General features: G+C 44.3%; 20 protein-coding genes. 8 read left to right on the top strand and 12 right to left on the bottom strand.

Annotation, left to right across the window (positions count from 1 at the left end):
* The first annotated feature begins 245 nt into the window (after window positions 1–245).
* The 7 genes from M1F25_RS05470 to ureG are packed head-to-tail and all read left to right on the top strand — an operon-like array spanning window position 246 to window position 5257.
* The gene (locus M1F25_RS05470) at window positions 246–1082 is read left to right on the top strand and encodes an urease accessory protein UreD (protein ID WP_144139872.1); all 837 of its coding nucleotides are present in this window, start codon (window positions 246–248) and stop codon (window positions 1080–1082) included.
* Window positions 1083–1102: 20 nt separating this feature from the next.
* Complete coding sequence (locus M1F25_RS05465) at window positions 1103–1405, top strand: urease subunit gamma (protein ID WP_136135464.1); 303 nt, start codon at window positions 1103–1105, stop codon at window positions 1403–1405.
* 8 nt (window positions 1406–1413) lie between these two features.
* Window positions 1414–1737 carry an urease subunit beta gene (locus M1F25_RS05460; protein WP_004257906.1) on the top strand — a complete coding sequence of 108 codons (324 nt, stop codon included), beginning with the start codon at window positions 1414–1416 and terminating at the stop codon, window positions 1735–1737.
* A 2-nt stretch (window positions 1738–1739) separates the two neighbouring features.
* On the top strand, window positions 1740–3443 hold the full coding sequence (gene ureC / locus M1F25_RS05455) for an urease subunit alpha (RefSeq protein WP_181489420.1): 1704 nt from the start codon (window positions 1740–1742) through the stop codon (window positions 3441–3443).
* A 23-nt stretch (window positions 3444–3466) separates the two neighbouring features.
* Window positions 3467–3943: an urease accessory protein UreE gene (gene ureE, locus M1F25_RS05450; RefSeq protein WP_072503027.1), complete on the top strand. Its 477-nt coding sequence runs from the start codon at window positions 3467–3469 to the stop codon at window positions 3941–3943.
* A gap of 21 nt (window positions 3944–3964) precedes the next feature.
* The gene (locus M1F25_RS05445) at window positions 3965–4630 is read left to right on the top strand and encodes an urease accessory protein UreF (RefSeq protein WP_181489418.1); all 666 of its coding nucleotides are present in this window, start codon (window positions 3965–3967) and stop codon (window positions 4628–4630) included.
* Window positions 4631–4639: 9 nt separating this feature from the next.
* Complete coding sequence (gene ureG, locus M1F25_RS05440) at window positions 4640–5257, top strand: urease accessory protein UreG (protein WP_004257918.1); 618 nt, start codon at window positions 4640–4642, stop codon at window positions 5255–5257.
* A gap of 44 nt (window positions 5258–5301) precedes the next feature.
* On the opposite strand, the gene hypE is transcribed toward ureG, so the two are convergent.
* The 12 genes from hypE to hypF all read right to left on the bottom strand — a co-directional run bounded on the left by hypE (window position 5302) and on the right by hypF (window position 18011).
* A complete protein-coding gene (gene hypE / locus M1F25_RS05435) occupies window positions 5302–6327 on the bottom strand; it encodes a hydrogenase expression/formation protein HypE (protein WP_110591242.1) in 1026 nt (341 codons plus the stop codon).
* A complete protein-coding gene (gene hypD / locus M1F25_RS05430; RefSeq protein ID WP_181489416.1) occupies window positions 6328–7440 on the bottom strand; it encodes a hydrogenase formation protein HypD in 1113 nt (370 codons plus the stop codon). It abuts the gene before it with no gap.
* Window positions 7424–7720, bottom strand: coding sequence for a hydrogenase maturation factor HybG (gene hybG, locus M1F25_RS05425; RefSeq protein WP_181489685.1), 297 nt, complete (start codon window positions 7718–7720; stop codon window positions 7424–7426). The genes hypD and hybG overlap by 17 nt, the downstream gene beginning before the upstream one ends.
* Window positions 7711–8745, bottom strand: a complete 1035-nt coding sequence (gene hypB, locus M1F25_RS05420; protein ID WP_094961066.1) for a hydrogenase nickel incorporation protein HypB — start codon at window positions 8743–8745, stop codon at window positions 7711–7713. The genes hybG and hypB overlap by 10 nt, the downstream gene beginning before the upstream one ends.
* A gap of 90 nt (window positions 8746–8835) precedes the next feature.
* Complete coding sequence (hypA, locus tag M1F25_RS05415) at window positions 8836–9177, bottom strand: hydrogenase maturation nickel metallochaperone HypA (RefSeq protein WP_004257935.1); 342 nt, start codon at window positions 9175–9177, stop codon at window positions 8836–8838.
* On the bottom strand, window positions 9170–9661 hold the full coding sequence (gene hybE / locus M1F25_RS05410) for a hydrogenase-2 assembly chaperone (RefSeq protein WP_047756229.1): 492 nt from the start codon (window positions 9659–9661) through the stop codon (window positions 9170–9172). The genes hypA and hybE overlap by 8 nt, the downstream gene beginning before the upstream one ends.
* Window positions 9651–10148: a HyaD/HybD family hydrogenase maturation endopeptidase gene (locus M1F25_RS05405; protein WP_004257940.1), complete on the bottom strand. Its 498-nt coding sequence runs from the start codon at window positions 10146–10148 to the stop codon at window positions 9651–9653. The genes hybE and M1F25_RS05405 overlap by 11 nt, the downstream gene beginning before the upstream one ends.
* On the bottom strand, window positions 10148–11851 hold the full coding sequence (gene hybC / locus M1F25_RS05400) for a hydrogenase 2 large subunit (protein ID WP_004257943.1): 1704 nt from the start codon (window positions 11849–11851) through the stop codon (window positions 10148–10150). The genes M1F25_RS05405 and hybC overlap by 1 nt, the downstream gene beginning before the upstream one ends.
* Window positions 11848–13035 (bottom strand): Ni/Fe-hydrogenase cytochrome b subunit, encoded by a 1188-nt coding sequence (gene hybB / locus M1F25_RS05395; protein WP_004257947.1) that lies wholly within the window; start codon window positions 13033–13035, stop codon window positions 11848–11850. The genes hybC and hybB overlap by 4 nt, the downstream gene beginning before the upstream one ends.
* Window positions 13019–14005 carry a hydrogenase 2 operon protein HybA gene (gene hybA, locus M1F25_RS05390; protein ID WP_094961065.1) on the bottom strand — a complete coding sequence of 329 codons (987 nt, stop codon included), beginning with the start codon at window positions 14003–14005 and terminating at the stop codon, window positions 13019–13021. The genes hybB and hybA overlap by 17 nt, the downstream gene beginning before the upstream one ends.
* Before the next feature lie 2 nt (window positions 14006–14007).
* Window positions 14008–15126, bottom strand: a complete 1119-nt coding sequence (gene hybO, locus M1F25_RS05385; RefSeq protein ID WP_004257951.1) for a hydrogenase 2 small subunit — start codon at window positions 15124–15126, stop codon at window positions 14008–14010.
* A gap of 608 nt (window positions 15127–15734) precedes the next feature.
* Window positions 15735–18011, bottom strand: a complete 2277-nt coding sequence (gene hypF / locus M1F25_RS05380) for a carbamoyltransferase HypF (protein WP_181489414.1) — start codon at window positions 18009–18011, stop codon at window positions 15735–15737.
* A gap of 482 nt (window positions 18012–18493) precedes the next feature.
* Between hypF and M1F25_RS05375 the strand changes: the two genes are divergently transcribed.
* Window positions 18494–19423 carry an MBL fold metallo-hydrolase gene (locus tag M1F25_RS05375; protein ID WP_181489412.1) on the top strand — a complete coding sequence of 310 codons (930 nt, stop codon included), beginning with the start codon at window positions 18494–18496 and terminating at the stop codon, window positions 19421–19423.
* Window positions 19424–19483: the final 60 nt, after the last annotated feature.

The following is a 19483-nucleotide window of genomic DNA, read 5'->3' as shown; positions in this document are numbered from 1 at the left end:
TGATGGTTGTTATATTTTCTAAATAAAATGCTGTTTAATTGAAAGGCAATTTTCGATATAAGGTGTAGAATCGCGCGGCATACACATGCAGCCTACGACACTGCATAATAATAATAATGATTTTTGGCGTTCATTCACATCCTACCCTACTTGCATTAGCTTTTACATCACAAATACCCAATTTTGGCTGGGGTATAGCTAAACATGTTCGCGTATTTTTAGTTGACTGAGTTGCAGGAGAAAGTATGTCTGATTTTTCAGGATCAGGCTGGTTAGCTGAAATCTTCTTACGATATGAACTAAAACGTGGCGTCACCCGCTTAACGGATAAACAACATATCGGCCCTTTAATGGTTCAGCGGCCATTCTACCCCGAGCAAGGAATTGCACACACCTATTTACTTCATCCACCCGGTGGCGTTGTCGGGGGGGATAAACTCCTTATTAATATTGATGTTCAACCACACGCCCATGCGTTATTGACCACACCCGGCGCGACAAAATTTTATCGCAGTGCGGGCGGTGTTGCGCGACAAGTACAAACATTAACTGTTGCGCCCAATGGGTTCTTAGAATGGCTACCTCAAGAAAATATTTTTTTCCCTGAGGCTCAAGTTCGCTTAGAAACCCACGTTCGAATCGCTAGTTCATCAAAATTTGTCGGCTGGGAAATCCAATGTTTAGGGCGCCCAGTATTAAACGAGCAATTCGACAACGGTGATATTCGGGGCCGCTTTCAGTTTTATATTGATGACAAACTCACCTTGGCGGAATCCATATTTATCGAAGGTTCGCAAAAACAATCAGCCGTCATGCGTGAATTTCCTATGGTCGGCTCCTTGTATATCTACCCCGCCAGCGATGAGTTAAAAGCTGAACTTCACGAGAGTTTGGCCGTGTTTTTCTCTACGGAAGTGAGACCGCTTGAATATGGGCTAACTGATGTAGACGGCATTTTAGTATTACGGTTATTAGGTTCTCAAACCGAGCCGATGATGGCTTGCTTTGCCCATATTTGGCAGGCAACAAGACAATATTGGTTAGGTTATTGCCCAGAACCACCGCGTATTTGGGCAACTTAAACGTTTTTTAGGAGCAAAAAATGGAATTAACCCCAAGAGAAAAAGATAAATTATTGCTTTTTACAGCAGGCCTCGTTGCTGAAAGGCGTTTAGCCCGTGGGCTAAAGCTCAATTACCCTGAAGCCGTCGCGCTGATCAGTTGTTCGATTATGGAAGGCGCACGTGATGGTAAAACTGTCGCCCAATTAATGAGCGAAGGCCGAACCCTGTTAACCGCAGAGCAGGTAATGGAAGGCGTGCCAGAAATGATCAAAGACATCCAAGTGGAATGTACATTTCCTGATGGCACAAAACTGGTTTCTATTCACGACCCGATTGTATAGGTAACAAAATGATCCCCGGTGAAATTAAAGTCAACCACGCTTTGGGTGATATCGAACTAAATGCAGGCCGAGAAACCCAAACGATACAAGTTGCCAACCATGGTGACCGCCCGATTCAAATTGGCTCTCACTATCATTTTTATGAAGTCAACGACGCCCTAAAATTTGAACGCGAAAATACACTCGGTTTTCGTTTGAATATCCCTGCGGGCATGGCAGTACGTTTTGAACCAGGACAAAGCCGCACAGTTGAACTCGTGGCTTTTAGCGGCAAGCGAGAAATATATGGTTTCCATGGCAAAGTCATGGGTAAATTAGAGAGTGAGAATTAATAATGAAAACAATCTCTCGTCAAGCGTATGCAGATATGTTTGGTCCAACAACAGGTGACCGTTTACGCTTAGCTGATACAGAATTATTTCTAGAGATCGAAAAAGATTTCACCACGTATGGTGAAGAGGTCAAATTTGGTGGCGGTAAAGTTATTCGTGACGGCATGGGCCAAAGCCAAGTCACCAGTGACCTGTGTGTCGATGTGCTAATCACCAACGCCATTATTTTAGACCATTGGGGCATTGTTAAAGCGGATATCGGGATCAAAAATGGCCGTATTGCGGGGATTGGTAAAGCAGGTAACCCTGATGTTCAACCCAATGTCGATATCGTTATCGGCCCCGGTACCGAAGTGGTTGCAGGCGAAGGTAAAATTATCACCGCGGGTGGCGTTGATACCCACATCCATTTTATTTGCCCACAACAAGCAGAAGAAGGTCTTGTTTCCGGTATTACCACCTTTATAGGCGGTGGAACTGGCCCTGTGGCTGGGACTAATGCCACTACCGTCACCCCCGGTATTTGGAATATGTACCGCATGTTAGAAGCTGTTGATGAACTACCGATCAACGTCGGGCTATTTGGTAAAGGCTGCGTCAGTCGGCCCGAAGCGATTCGCGAACAAATTGAAGCGGGTGCCATTGGCTTAAAAATTCACGAGGACTGGGGTGCTACCCCAATGGCTATTCACAACTGTTTGAATGTGGCTGATGAAATGGATGTGCAAGTGGCTATCCATTCAGATACGTTAAATGAAGGCGGTTTTTATGAAGAAACCGTGAAGGCCATTGCAGGACGAGTGATCCACGTATTCCATACAGAAGGTGCTGGCGGTGGCCATGCCCCTGACGTCATCAAATCCGTCGGAGAACCGAATATTCTGCCTGCATCGACCAACCCAACGATGCCATACACCATCAATACCGTTGATGAGCACTTGGATATGTTAATGGTTTGCCACCATCTCGACCCATCAATTCCAGAAGATGTGGCTTTTGCGGAATCTCGTATTCGCCGTGAAACCATTGCTGCGGAAGATATTTTGCACGATATGGGCGCAATTTCTGTGATGTCTTCAGACTCACAAGCCATGGGGCGCGTTGGTGAAGTTATCACTCGCACTTGGCAGTGCGCCCATAAAATGAAATTACAGCGCGGAACTTTAGAAGGTGACACACCAGAAAGCGATAATAACCGTATCAAACGTTATGTGGCGAAATACACCATTAACCCCGCTATCGCCCACGGTATTGCCCATGAAGTCGGTTCGATAGAAATAGGCAAGTTAGCTGATATCGTATTATGGGACCCTGCATTTTTTGGCATCAAACCCGCCCTAATTATGAAAGGGGGAATGGTCGCCTATGCGCCAATGGGTGATATTAACGCCGCAATCCCAACACCACAGCCTGTACATTACCGCCCGATGTTTGGAGCATTAGGTAAAGCAAAATACCATACCTCAATGATTTTTATGTCAAAAGCAGGTATTGAAGCAGGTGTTCCTGAAAAATTAGGCTTGCAGAGCCAAATAGGCCGAGTTGAAGGCTGCCGAAGCATTAGCAAAGCCTCTATGGTGCACAACAGTTATGTGCCACATATCGAACTTGACCCGCAAACTTATATCGTCAAAGCCGATGGTATCCCACTGGTATGCGAACCTGCGACTGAGTTACCGATGGCACAACGTTACTTTTTATTCTGACCCCTAATTAAAAGAGCCAGAAAATGAAAAAATTTATTAAAGTGGTTGCCCCACAACCCCATTCACCAAGTGCATTAACCCTGTGCTTAACAATGGATGAACGCACCAAAAGCCGTTTAAAAGTTACCTTAAGTGATGGGCAAGAAGCGGGGCTATTTTTGCCGCGCGGAACCATCCTGAAGGAAGGCGACGTTTTATCCACTGAAGATGGTGAGTTAGTCACAATCGAAGCCGCGAAAGAGCAAGTTTCTACCGTTTACAGCGATGACGCTCTGTTGCTCGCCCGCGTTTGCTATCACTTAGGCAACCGCCATGTTCCTTTGCAAATTGAAGCGGGTTGGTGCCGTTATTTTCATGATCATGTGTTAGATGATATGGCGCGTGGGTTAGGTGCCACGGTTAGTGTCGGTTTAGAAAAATACCAACCGGAACCGGGGGCTTATGGCGGCTCATCAGGTGGTCACCACCACCATCACGGCCACGATGATCACCATCACTAATCAGGTTCAGGGAGTGTGCCTATGTTAGCAGATCTGCGCTTATACCAGTTAGTTAGTCCTTCTTTACCTGTTGGCTCGTTTACCTATTCACAAGGCTTAGAATGGGCGATTGAAAAAGGCTGGGTAACAACACCAAATACCCTTGCAGGCTGGCTAACCGCACAAATGACGCATGCCATTGCAACATTAGAGCTTCCCGTTTTACGGCAAATTCAGACTTCCCTTTCCCTTGGTGATATTGAAGCGGTGAAATATTGGTGTGAATTTATGATTGCCAGCCGTGAAACCAAAGAACTACGCCAAGAAGAGCGGCAACGAGGAATTGCTTTTGCACGGTTGCTGCCTCAACTAGGCATTGAACTGGATGCTAACCTGCAAACCTGCGTGAAACAAACCCAACTAATGGCCTTCGCCCTCGCCGCGGTAAATTGGCAAATTGACGTTGAAAAATTGTGCACCGCGTATGCATGGGGTTGGCTAGAAAACTCGGTGATGTCCGGTGTTAAGCTTATCCCTTTAGGGCAAAGCGCGGGGCAAAATATTTTATTTACCCTTGCTGAGCGCATACCCGAGGTGGTTGCACAATCGGCAACCTGGCCAATAGACGATATTGGTAGTTTTACACCTGCACAAATTATTGCCAGTAGTCGGCATGAAACCCAATACACACGACTATTTCGTTCATGAGAAAATGCTATGCAAGAATATAATCAACCCTTAAGAATTGGTGTCGGTGGGCCGGTCGGCTCAGGAAAAACCGCATTATTAGAAGTGTTATGCAAAGCCATGCGCGACACTTACCAAATTGCCGTTGTCACCAATGATATTTACACCCAAGAAGATGCCAAAATTTTAACCCGTGCCGAAGCACTAGATGCAGACCGCATTATTGGTGTTGAAACTGGCGGCTGCCCTCATACCGCTATTCGTGAAGATGCATCAATGAATTTAGCGGCAGTTGAAGAGTTAGCCATCCGCCATAAAAACCTTGATATCGTATTTGTGGAAAGCGGCGGCGATAACCTCAGCGCGACGTTTAGCCCAGAGCTGGCAGACTTAACCATTTATGTTATTGATGTTGCTGAAGGCGAAAAAATTCCACGTAAAGGTGGGCCAGGGATCACCCATTCCGATTTACTGGTGATTAACAAAATTGACCTTGCTCCGTATGTCGGCGCTTCATTAGAAGTGATGGAAGCCGATACCGCAAGAATGCGACCAGTAAAGCCCTATGTGTTTACTAACTTAAAGAAAAAAGTCGGCTTAGAGACCATTATCGAGTTTATCATCGATAAAGGCATGTTAAGACGTTAATAAATTTGGACGCCCTATAGGTTTTATCTATAGGGCGTTTTTAATTAACAAATACGGGGTAAAGGCTCGCTGTGAGGCAAATCTAATAACCTTGATGTACCGAAGATCCCAACTAATTTGACTTGTTTTTGCTCAGTCACACAGCCAATCGTGGCGGCATCTTTCCCTAATGGGTGCTGGTGTAGTGCAGCAAGCACCGCATTTTCCGCTTCAGGTTTCACCACAATCACTAGTTTGCCTTCATTGGCAAAGTTTAACGGCTCTAAACCCAATAGCTCGCACACGCCCCTAACTGCAGAAGAGACGGGTAAATCCCCCTCATTAACAGCAATTCCACAGCCACTGGCTTGGGCAAATTCATGTAGAATTGCCGTTACGCCACCACGAGTTGCGTCTCGTAATGCCCGAATGCCGTCAATTTCACGCAGCGGAGCTATCAATGGCGTTAATACAGCACAATCACTGCAAAGCTCCGCTTCTAACCCGAGTTGTTCGCGCAGGTTTAAGATAGTCGCGCCGTGGTCACCCAACGTACCGCTAACAATCACTTTATCCCCAACTTGAATATGCTGAGCTCCCCACTGGATATTGGACGGGATCACGCCAATACCTGCCGTATTGATAAAGATTTTATCTGCGGCCCCGCGCTGCACTACCTTGGTATCGCCTGTCACAATATCCACACCGGCCGCTTTTGCCGTTGCCGCCATAGATTCGACAATAACCTGCAATTCAGTCAGGGAAAAACCTTCTTCCAAGATAAAACCGCAAGAAAGATATTTGGGGGTAGCCCCACTAACTGCAACGTCATTCACTGTGCCGCAAACGGCTATTTTACCAATATTGCCTCCCGGGAAAAAAATTGGGTCGATAACATAGCTATCGGTACTGAATGCCAAACGGTCACCCAATGCGGTCATTTCCGACAATGCTAGCCGAGCTTGGTCTTCTCGCTCATTCAACGCTGGGTTTGCAAACGCCTGCAAAAACAACTGTTCAATCAATTGCTGCATCGCCTGCCCACCACTTCCGTGGGCCATCGTCACCACATTGTTAGCATCACGACTCATTTATGCCTCCCGACGATATTGGTAATAAGCTGCACAGGCACCTTCAGAAGAAACCATTAATGCGCCAAAAGCCGTTTGTGGCGTACAACGGCGCCCAAACAACGTACATTCGTTCGGTTTACAGCGCCCTGTTAACACCTCACCGCAACGTGCTTGCGGGTCATCAGCCACTTTATGGGGTTGTACCTGAAAACGCTTCTCAGCATCAAAAAATTGGTAAGCTTGAGTTAATTGAACCCCTGAACCTGCAATTTCCCCCAACCCGCGCCATTCACTGGCTTGTTTAAGTTCAAAAACTTCCTCTAACGCTTTAAGTGCCAACAGGTTACCTTCATCGGCCACAACGCGTTTATATTGGTTTTCTACCTCACAACGACCATCAGCGATTTGGTCAACTAGCATGGCTAACGACTGCAAAATATCTAAGGGTTCGAACCCTGTGACCACCAAGGGTTTATGGAAGTCTTCGCTAATAAACTGGTAGGGATGCGCCCCGATCACCATACTCACGTGTCCCGGTGCTAAAAAGCCGTCAATACGCACATCCGGTTGCTCAAGTAAGCTACGCAAGGTAGGAATGATCGTAATGTGCTGGCAAAATACACTAAAATTTGCTAATTGGCGTCGCTTCGCCTGCTGCAAGGTAATTGCCGTACTCGGCATTGTGGTTTCAAAGCCTAAGCCAAAGAAAACCACTTGGCGATGGGGATGCTGCTCTGCCAATGCCAAGGCATCTAGCGGTGAATAAACGATGCGGACATCCGCTCCATCACGCTTGGCGTCAAGTAAAGAGCCCTTTTCCCCTGGAACACGCATTGCATCGCCATAAGTACAAAAGATAACCTCAGGGTGCTGTGCAATTTCAATACAACTATCAATTCGTCCCATTGGCAAAACGCACACAGGGCAACCGGGCCCATGAACAAATTCAATGTCAGCGGGTAATAACTGGTCAATACCAAATTTAAAAATCGCGTGGGTGTGGCCACCACAGACTTCCATGAGTTGTAATGGGCGTCGTTTCGCTTGGGGTATTTCATTCACCCGTTGATGAATATGCGCCAACAGCGCTTTTGCAAGAACAGGGTCGCGAAATTCATCGACGTACTGCATCTGCCGCTCCTGCATTTAAACCACTAAAATCGCTGACCTCGTGGTCTAGCTGGCTCATCGCGGTTAACGCATCCAAGGTAGATTGCGCTTCTTCTTCATTGATGATACTCATGGCAAACCCGACGTGTACCAATACCCATTGGCCTAATAAATCGGCGGTTTCCCCTTCACAAATGAGGCCAATATTCACATCGCGTTTTACACCACAAACATCCACTTGAGCGAGTAGGTGAATGTCTTCACCAACTGCCACTATTTTGCCCGGAATGCCTAAGCACATAGCTGTGTCTCCAACCATGCCAGCCATGCATCCATCCCTTCGCCGCGTGTCGCAGAAACTTGGATAACTTGGATATTGGGGTTCACTTGCTTAGCATTGGCGATACAAGCATCAACATCAAAATTCAGGTATGGCAGTAAGTCGATTTTGTTCAATAACATGATATCTGCTGCCGCAAACATATGTGGATATTTGAGAGGTTTATCTTCCCCTTCCGTGACTGACAGCACCGCTACTTTATGGCGTTCCCCTAAGTCAAAACTGGCAGGGCACACGAGATTCCCGACATTTTCAATAAATAACAAACTGTTATCGGCTAACTCTAAGCGTGCTGTTGCATCGTGGACCATTTGTGCATCTAAGTGACAGCCTTTTCCTGTGTTCACTTGAATCGCAGGCACACCCGTTTCGCGGATCCGTTGTGCATCATTAGTGGTTTGTTGGTCACCTTCAATCACTGCGCAATTAATTCTGTCACGCAGTCTTAACAACGTTTCTGTCAACAAGGTGGTTTTTCCTGAACCGGGGCTAGAAACGAGGTTTAGCGCTAAAATATTCTTCTGGCAAAAATCCTTACGGTTATGTTCCGCCAGATGGTTATTTTTATCTAACACATCCATCTCAATTTGTAGCATGCGTTTTTGGCTAATCCCCGGTGCATGGGTACCTGCTTCACCGTGGCCATAATCAAGGTCATGGTGTTCCCCAGCTGGTTTAAAACTTGCCTCAGCCGTTTGATAAATATGTTTATGTTTATGCTTATGTTTGTGTTTATGCTTTTTAGACTTGCTTTCAGCAGGTGCGGGTTCATATTGGTGATAATGGTTGTGGACATCACCTTGATGATAATAATGGTGATGAATGATCACCGTTTGCCCATTAGGTTCATGATCATGGTGATGGTCGTGATCATGATTGTTGTGACCTTGGTGGTGATCATGGCCGTGATGGTGGTCATGGTGATGATCGTGGTCATCCCCCTCAATTTTGCGCTCTCCCGACGCACATCCACAAGTACTACACATAAGTTTCACTCCCAACCGCTAAATTGTTAAATTAGATTAATACATAGTCCATTGAGTCTAGTTGATACACCTCAAGCTCAGCTCAAAAAGCTACTCCACTTCCAACTCTTTGATGCGCAAACTATCCCCACTTTCCACTTTCAGGTTCAACCCCTGACAGCATGGACAAACCGATTGGTGGCTGTCTATTTCCACTATTTCACTGCAATCCCAACACCATGCTTGTGCAGGCTGGTAAATAATGTGGAGCTGGCAGCCTTCTGCAACCGTACCTCGGCAAACGACATCAAAACTGAAGCGAAACGCACTCTCTTCAACACAAGAGAGTGCGCCGATTTCAAGCCAAACACCGGTGACTCGGTTAACTGCATTTTTTTTCGCCTGCTGTTCAATAATTTCTATCGTACTTTGGCATAACGAAACCTCATGCATCCTGCCCCCTTAAGTGGCGGGCAAACAATGCTCTACGTTCAGGTGCTTGAGGAATATTCGGGTCACTAACTGGGAGCGATAACAATATTCGCTGGCAATCATCCGTTAGGTGAATACCTTGTTCTGGTGTCATTTTTTTTTCTAATGGCGACATTAATGAGCAAGCAAAATATTGAGTTAAGCCGTCTAATTCACCTACGGTATAAGTCATTTCACCATAGGGGAGGATTAACCCAACCTTGTCACCGACCACGCGGCGAGGCCAATATTGCTCAGGCCCCGGTAGAATAATCGCGCTGAGCATCCATGGCGTAATCACCGCACCCACCCATTGCCCTTCAAACAGGACAAACTCACTGGCGTGCACAGGCATCGTTGGATGCAAAAATGACAAATCATGCATCGATTGTTCAGCAACGCGCGTAAATGCGGCCTCAACCTGAGGCCGAGGGTTAGTTTCATAACCTAATATGTCATCCGGCATGCAAACTCTCTTCTTTCGCTATGATTTCCAAGCCTTCGCTTCGCAAAACCTCAATAACCTTTTGTAAAGCTGGCTCTAAAGCGGCCAGCCCTGTTGCCGTCAAACCGATATGCGGCTCGAGGGATTCAGGCACAACGCCAACTAATGTTAGCCGCTGTGGGAATTCATCGGTTAAATGCAAAGCGGATAGCACATCTGATAAACCGAGTTGATGTGGGGAAATTTTACGTGTAAACAGCGCAGGGACTTCGTCATCACGCAAGACTAAAATCGAGCCAGCCTTCTGGCTCGATAACACAACATCGGCAATGATCAAATGGTCTCTATCTGCCATTGGGCCAATTAACTCCATTCCAGCAGTTCCACCATCAAGCACTTCTACGCATTCAGGTAGGTGATAGCGCTGTTCTAAAGCCTCAACGATGCGTACCCCAATCCCTTCATCGCTCAACAGTATATTGCCAACACCTAAGACTAAAATACGCATTACAGCACCTTAACCTTAGTGACTTCGCCACCTTCAGGGTCAACAATGTGCACTGCACAAGACATACAAGGGTCAAATGAGTGAATGGTCCGCACCACTTCAAGGGGTTTAGATGGGTCAGCGACAGGAGTTCCTACCAATGCTTGCTCATAAGGGCCTGGCTCATCATTGAAATTACGTGGGCCTGAATTCCAAGTAGAAGGCACTACCGCTTGGTAATTTTCAATTTTACCGTCTTTGATCACGACCCAGTGAGATAATAAACCTCGAGGTACTTCACCAAAACCGACACCTTTAATGGTGGCATTTTCTGGGAATACGGGTTTTACAAAGGTGGTGTGATCCCCTTTTGCGATGTTGTCCACCAGCGCTTGCCATTGAATTGACAAGGTTTCATTCAATACACAACAACGAACACTACGTCCGATAATCCGCCCCAATGTGGAATGCAGTTGGTCCACACTAATATTGTTACCTGTCAGTGTTTGATACAGGTTCACCACATCATTAAAGTGTTTTTCTGTCGGTTCATGTTTTGCCGCTAATTTACACAACAAATCAGCGAGCGGCCCGACCTCAACGGTTTTATCATAGAAAGTTGGTGCTTTTACCCATGAATATTTACCGTCATCATCCCAGCCGGTGTAATCCGGGTTCGTGGTGCCTTCCCACGGTGCTTGTGGCTCATTTTCTTTGTACCATGCATGTTTGCTACTTTCTTTGATACCGTTGATCAAATACTCATCTGTATGGCTAGTAATGGGGCGATAAGTACTAAAGTCACTGTTCTCTAGATACCCGCCAGGTAATAGAAAATTCCCATTTTTACCGTCCATTGGCATTTCAGGCATACACATGTAATGTTTCGCACCTTGACCGACTTCGAGCCATTCAGGGTAGCCTGCTGCAATCACCGCTGCGTCAATCTTATACACTTGCTCGATAAAATCCCCTAAACGGTCAATAAAGGATTTTACATACATCAAGCGTTCAAGGTTCAGAACCCCAACACCATCAAGGTTGATAGGGTTTGCGACACCACCAACAGCAAGGTTTTGAATATGCGGCGTTTTACCTCCTAATAATGCCACAATACGGTTAGCATCACGCTGACATTCGAGGGCTTGTAAGTAGTGAGCTACAGCAATTAAGTTCACCTCAGGCGATAGTTTCATCGCTGGGTGCCCCCAATATCCATTAGCAAAAATACCCAATTGCCCACTGGCAACCAGTTTTTTAATTTTATCTTGAACTCGCGTGAACTCTTCTGGGCTATTCAGTGGCCACGTCGAAACGCCTCTCAAAATTTCTGCTGCTTTATTTGGGTCTGCATTCAGCGCAGAGGTGATATCTACCCAATCTAACGCCGATAATTGATAAAAATGGACAATATGGTCTTGAATAGTATGCGCGGCTAAAATCATATTACGGATATACTGCGCATTCACTGGCACATCAATATTTAAGGCACTCTCAATCGTGCGCACCGACACAATACCGTGCACGGTGGTACAAACCCCACAAATACGCTGCATGATCATCCATGCATCACGAGGGTCTTTTCCTTTGACTATCTCTTCCATACCACGCCACATCGTGCCTGAAGCCCAAGCCTTAGTGACTTTTCCATCTTCAATTTCACAATCAATGCGTAAGTGACCTTCGATACGAGTGACTGGGTCTATTGTTATACGTTGGCTCATGCTTTACCTCGGGCCTCTGAATGGCTCATCGTTGTTTTTTTCAATGCAGGAATAACAGGTAATAAGCGGATCAATAAGATATAAGCACATACCTCTATTGCCACGAAACCTATTGAAATTAAAAGTTCTTCTGTTGTTGGGAAGTAGTCGTATCCGCCCCCTGGGTTGAATGCAACGAGGGAATAGCTCATCCGCCACATGGCAGCGCCAATCAACATGCTTAAACCGCTTGCATATAACCACCGAGAATCATTCCTCAGTGATGGCATACGGAAAATAACCAATGGGAAAACCATTAATGCGGTTTCTATCCAAAACATCATGGCGTAGAAATCGGTATTGAAGATATGGTGCAACTTATCTCGATAAATCAGCTCACCAAAACGACAGACCAGAAACAGCACTAACAGTACCTGCAAGATCCGAGTGATACGAACAAACAATGGCCGTTCATCAGCACCCTGCCCACGTAATGCGGCTTGAAGTAATGATCCTTCAAAAATAACGATGGAAAAGCCCATAATAAATGCGGTCAACAATGAGAGTAGTGGTAGCATTTCATAGCTTTGCCAAATAGGATGGACTTTATATCCTGCTGAAATCATCAATGACCCCATTGATGACTGGTGCATCATCGGCAATAACGCCCCTAGCGCAATGATAAAAAACATCACTTTATTTAAGCGTTTTAATGAAACCTTCCAACCAAAACGTTCACACAGTGCAGGAGCAAACTCCAGTGCCATCACACCGATATAAATCGTCATACACACTGCCGTTTCAAATAGCACCGAATTGGTGTTAAAGAAACCGGGGATGTAAAAGTAAGGCAAGTTCCAGTAACGACCTACGTCAATGGTAATGGATAAACCACCGAGGGAGTAACCGAACAAACTGGCTAATAACGCAGGGCGCACTAACGGGTGATATTCACCGCGATTAAATACATACACCGCCCAAGCCAGCGCCCAACCGCCACAAGCAAAACCGGTACCAATTAGTAAGTCAAAAGCAATCCAGATCCCCCAAGGATAGCCACCATTTAGGTCAGAAACTGAGCCTAAGCCGAAGACCAAACGTTTAACAATCAAGATGACACAAATCAGCACTAATGGCCCAAATACCATAATTGGCCAACTGACTAAACGCCCGCCTAACGGCTGCTCTTTATGATGCGTCGTCATTTGAGTCGTCTCCTTCGTGTTTATCATTCTTGGTATTGCGATACACCAAGAAACTCAACCCTGCCAACGCCGCGAGCGGCAATACCATCCCTTTATAAAGGGTGTGCTGGACATATTCAGAACGAGCCCCAGTAGACAACTGCTCCAATTCAGGCAACCCAAGATTTTGATAGGGCACACCTGAAAGAACAATAACTTGTGTACCACCACCTTCAAGTTCCCCATAAACATGAGACTCATATTTAGGCACTTTAATCACATTCGGGTCATTGCTATGTAAGGTTTGTCTTGGGTAACCGTACTCATCCCCCACTTTGAGTGTTAAACGTTTTTTGGCTTCCGCGAGCAATTCTTCCCGCGTCCCGAAAATTACCGCTCCCGTTGGGCAAACTTCGACACAACCGGGCAAGCCACCCTTGTCTAAACGTTCGACACCTTTTTGGTTGCATAACTCGCATTTATGAATCGCACCAAATTTGTCATCGTAAGCATATTTCGGAATATTAAAGGGACACGCCACCATGCAATAGCGGCAGCCAGTACATACGCTGGCATCGTAATGAACAATGCCGGTTTTTGGGTCTTTTTTCAGCGCTTGAACAGGGCAAACCGACACGCAATTAGGGTCAACACAGTGCATACACTGCTTTTTAATGTAGGCATAGCCATCTTTTTCTTGGTCTTTATGAACACCTGTTCCACTGCTCCAAACCTGAATAATATTGTTGGTATAAGGAGTGAGTTTGTCATTATTTGACCAAGTTTGTTCCCCGACCGGGTTACGCTCTGGGTGGTTAATATCTTGGCATTTTGTCACACACGCCTGACACCCAATACACAGGGTCGAGTCATATAGCATCCCCAAAGAATTGGGAATCGGCGGACGGTTTTCAGGCCCCGCCAAACTGGGTGAACTTCCCGCAAGTAATGCTCCCCCTGCGGAGAGTTTAAGAAAATTTCGTCTATTCACGGTTATTCTCCCCGTGAGTCAGTATCTTGTTGGCGTTTTTGACGACCTAATTCACGTACTGCCATCACGCTAACTCCAGCCACTAACCCGACAACACCACCAATTAACCCCACAGCTGTAGATGAAATTTGGCCACCTTCGCGATTATTGACATCCGGTTTATCCACCCGTGGTGTTGGGTTTTCCACGCTCGCCAACTGATGTATCGCTTTGTGAAAGCCGACATTTTCCTCGTTACAGCCATAACAAGGGTGACCAATCGCCACAGGCCAAACACCACCGACATCACAGAATTGCAATGTGGAACAGTTCCCGTAAGTTTCAGGCCCCTTACAGCCTAAATGGTATAAACACCAACCTTCACGATGACCATCATCACCGAACTCTTTTGCGAAGCGGCCCGCATCAAAATGAGGGCGACGTTCGCAGTGTTCATGAATTAATCGACCGTACGCGAACATTGGGCGATTTTTGCTATCCAGTTTTGGTGGACGATTAAACGTAATTAAGTGCGCGACCGTCGCAAGGAAGTTATGTGGATTAGGCGGGCAACCTGGAATATTGATAACGGTTTTATCTTTAATGACTTGATCTAAACCCACGGCTCCTGTTGGGTTATCTCCTGCCGCAGCAACACCGCCCCACGAAGCACAAGAACCAATCGCAATCACGGCCGCGGCGTGTTCAGCCACTTCACGAATATGTTCAACAATCGGTTTCCCCGCCACCATACAATAAATACCGTTATCTTTTAGCGGGATAGAACCATCGACGACTAAAACATATTTTCCTTTGTACTTTTCAATTGCATCATGTTTATTTTGCTCAACTTGCTCACCAAAGGCGGCAGACAACACCTCGTGGTATTCCAATGAAATAGTATCGAGAATTAAATTTTCCAAAGTTGGATGGGTTGAACACAGCAAAGATTCCGTACACCCCGTACACTCTTGGGCACCAATCCAAATGACAGGAGGTCGAGCTGGGTCACTAATAGATTCAGCTATTTGGGCAGCAGCCTTCCCGCTTAATCCCATTGTCGCTGCTAATGCTGTACATAACTTCATAAAATCACGGCGGTTAATGCCATGCGAAGAAATAATAGAGTTATCTCCTATCATTCTTTTTTCCTATTATTATGGGTGGCTTAAAACCTATTCATTAGAAGGAAATTTTTGTTTATTATCTTAAGGTTATAAATACCACAAGGCCCTATACACAAATGATGCATACGCTTTTTGTTTGTATTTATCTATTTAAGAAGCAAACAAAACCAACTCTAATGAAATAAATTCTTATTTAAGTAACCTGATGCATAAATATAAAATAAGATCCTATTCCTACCGCTCCTAAATCATTTGATCTTCATCAATAGGCAATAAGAAATTTTATTTTTTTTATATATTTGCTAGAAAAATCGATTCAGTAACCTGTGTTAAAACAAGAGGGAAAATATAAAAAAATAGATTTGATTTTCAATACTGCGTTATACATCACATCATTTAAAATAAAAAACCATTTATTTTTCATTATGATACTTAGATTCATTATCGTAATATAATTAATTAAGCAGAATAGGTGTATTAATAACAATCCAACTATTAATATAAAAACAAATATGTTAAATAAGAATCAATATCAAAAATACAATATAATCTATTAAAATGAAAAGCTGAAAAATAGGTAGATATACAATCCTATAAATATAATACTGCCCATCAGTAATAGATTAATTTTTCAACATCGCAGAAGCGATAGCGACTTGCCCCAATGATAGCCCACCATCTCCCATAGGAAATTGTTTTGCATATAACACATCGAACTCAGATAGGTTATTCACTAATAGTTCTCGCAATAGTTGGTTATGAATCACACCACCTGACAAAACAATTTTCTTAGTACCATATTGGTTCGCTGATTTCCTTGCTAGCTCAGCAAAACCTTCCGCTAACGCTACATGAAATGCATGTGCGCGTTGTGGTTTAGGCGCACAGTACGCCATCCATTGCTGCCAAAATGTATGTAAATCTAATTGTTGACCAACTAACGGCATAGTGACCGGATGTACGCTCACGGGAGATTTCATTGCAATCGCTTCCAGTTGACAAGCGGCCTCCCCTTCCCAACTAGTTTGTGCCGTACAAATACCTAACGCCGCAGCAACCGCATCAAAAAGCCGCCCAGTAGATGAAGCCGTTGGGCTATTAATTCCTTTATCAATCGCCTTTTGTAAGCCTTGCCAAGGAAATGACATTAAATAAGCAACGCTCTCTTGCTTTTGCCACTGGGGGACAAATTGTAAACAATGCGCAAGGAAATTACGCCATGGCTGCCGAGAAGCTAATTCCCCTCCCGGCAGTGCAACTGGGGGCAAGCCTCCTAGGTATTGACTGGATTTATAATCCACTAGTAAGCATTCACCTCCCCATAGCCTGTGGTCATCACCATACCCCAAACCATCCAAAGCTAACCCAATGACTTTACTTCCATTTAGTGGTAAACCATGCTCAACCATTACCGCTGCGATATGCGCATGATGATGCTGCACTTTTATCAATGGGATTCGTAATTGCTGTGATAACGCCTCGCCATAGCGCGTACTCACATAATTAGGATGCATATCAGAAACTATAGCGGTTGGCGTAAAACGATAAATAGATTCAAATAATGCAATCGCAGACTGGTATTGTTCAAAAATATCCATGTCATCAAGGTCGCCTAGGTGTTGGCTCATTACTGCACTTTTGTCTCGCAATAAACAAAAGGTATTTTTAAGATCAGCCCCTAAAGCCAGTATTGGTGGGGAATTTTCAAACCCTTTAGGTAAATCAATCGAATCAGGGACATAGCCCCGCGCACGACGGAGCATTTCCGCTTGCCCATCATGATAACGCACCAGTGAGTCATCTGCACGTTGGACAATATCGCGGTTATGAGTGAGGAAAAAATCAGCAATATCCGTTAAATCAGCCAGAGCAGCTTGCTCACTCAATACAGGGGGCTTTCCTGATACATTTCCTGATGTCATCACTAATGGGCAATTAACTTGTGCCATCAATAGGTGTTGCAACGGATTAGAAGGTAACATAACACCTATTTCCGCTAGCTTTGGCGCAATATATTGGCTTAATACATGATTTTTCCAATTTTTAATCAACACAATCGGTGCGGCAGGGCTTTTTAATAATGCACATAGGCCATCACTAAGCGGCATATTGTGCAACTCTAACCAATTCAGTGATGGAACCATTACCGCAAGTGGCTTAGTTGGGCGGCATTTACGTACGCGCAAAGCTTCTACCGCCTGATCATTACTCGCATCGCAAGCAAGGTGAAAACCCCCGATCCCCTTAATGGCAACAATTTTACCTGCCAATAACTGCTGAGCTGCCAAGACTAATACGTTCTCTTTATTTGCAATCGTTTTTCCTGATGGGTCGCACAATTTAATTTCAGGGCCACACACCGCGCACGCATTAGGTTGCGCATGAAATCGTCTATCTGCGGGGGATTGATATTCCTCTAAGCAATTAGGACACAAAGGAAAATCGGCCATTGCGGTATTGGGTCTATCATAAGGCATATGACGAATAATAGTGAAACGGGGGCCGCAATGCGTACAGTTTGTAAACGGGTAATGAAAACGCCGATTTGATAGGGCAAAAAGCTCTTGTTGGCACGCATCACAAGTGGCAGCATCTGGAATTACTTGCGTGTCCATTTTACCTTCACCACTACGGCGAATAGTAAAGGTATCGGGTAATTTATCCCATTGAAAAGGTTGCGGTTCAATACTTTCTATATGGGCTAATGGCGGACAATGTTGGTACAATAACTGAGTAAATTCAGTGATATCCGAACCAATACATAAACGCACTAGCACCCCTTCACCATCATTACAAACATCACCTAATAATTTGCATTGGTGGGCTAACTGCCAAATATAGGGGCGAAACCCCACACCTTGCACTTTCCCTTTGATGCGTAACTGTATACCACTTTTCACTGAGATATCCCCTTAGCATTGTGAGGGTATTTTCGCGCTAAAACATAAAAAAAACTTCACTTGAGATCAAGAAAAGTTGTGGAAATACAATTGGCAGACTCATTTTTCAAAAACCGAACCAATTATTTAGTAATACAATAATGATTCCATTTAAAAATAGAGCCTATTATTTATTCATTAATAACCCTAAACAGAGTTAAATATAAATTTAAAATCCAATTTAAATAGGATGAGCAAACAATATAACTTTCTCTATTAAATAATATTAGAATTATAGTTAAATTGAATAATTATTTTCAGAACTATTCTCTATTAATTAACATAAATAATCTTCTAAATCATTCACCTAGTCCATAAGAACGATAGTATCCCACCACACATAAACGTAGAGTTATTCATATGTTAACAATATACCAATACCCTGCAATGAATAAATATTATTCATAAAACTCAATCTATTAATAATATAAAGAGGTGATATTTTGAAACTAAAACAACTCTTCGTTTCTCTTTCTATCGGTGCTGCGCTATTTGGTGTTAGCCATCTTACTAGTGCAGATGAAATTATTACGCTTGGAACAAAAGGCGGTCCTTCCTTATTAAATGAAAAACGCTTGCCGCAATCGACGGCATTTATCAAGAACGATAAAATATACTTATTTGATGCGGGATACGGAGCAAGTTTGCGATTAGTTCAATCAAAAGCCCCATTAAAAAATCTTGATTCTATCTTTATTACCCACCTCCACAGTGATCATGTTGCCGATTACCCAGCCCTACTGTTAAATGCATGGAACAGTGGTTTAAATCATAATATCGCTGTTTATGGCCCTGTTGGAACGGAAAGTATGACAAAAGGTGTTTGGGATACTTTTAGTCGCGATATTGATTTACGCGTTAAAGATGAAGGTAAACCTGATTTGCGCCAAATAGTTACAGCAAAAGATATTCAAGAAGGCCCTGTACTCAAAAATAATGATGTCGAAATTAGTGCCTTATTTGTTCCACACCCACCTTTTAACTCAGACGAAGCTCTCGCTTATAAAATACAATCTGGCGGAAAAACTATCGTTATTACTGGTGATATGATTGATAATAGCCAAATTATTGAATTTGCTAAAGATGCTGATTACTTAATTAGTGAAGTCGTCTTAGTCTCTGGTGTGGAAAATTTAGCCAACCGTATCGGCAACGGTTCAACGCTGGCAAAAGCGATTATTTCTCACCATACAACAGCAGAAGATGTCGGAAAAATAGCCAAGCAAGCTAATGTAAAACACCTTGTCCTAACCCACTTAGTCCCCGCGGATGACCCATCGATTACTGATGACGTGTGGATTAATGAAGTCAGAAAACAATACTCAGGCCCTGTGACGGTCAGTAAAGACTTGCAACGCTTTGAGGTGAAATAAGTTATTTGAATATACCATCAATAGGATATTAAGAGCTTATATGCAATATCCTATTGATAT

It is taken from the genome of Providencia sp. PROV109 (genome assembly GCF_033681625.1).
GTDB classification, from domain to species: Bacteria; Pseudomonadota; Gammaproteobacteria; order Enterobacterales; family Enterobacteriaceae; genus Providencia; species Providencia hangzhouensis.
This window is presented reverse-complemented; position numbering and strand designations above follow the sequence as displayed.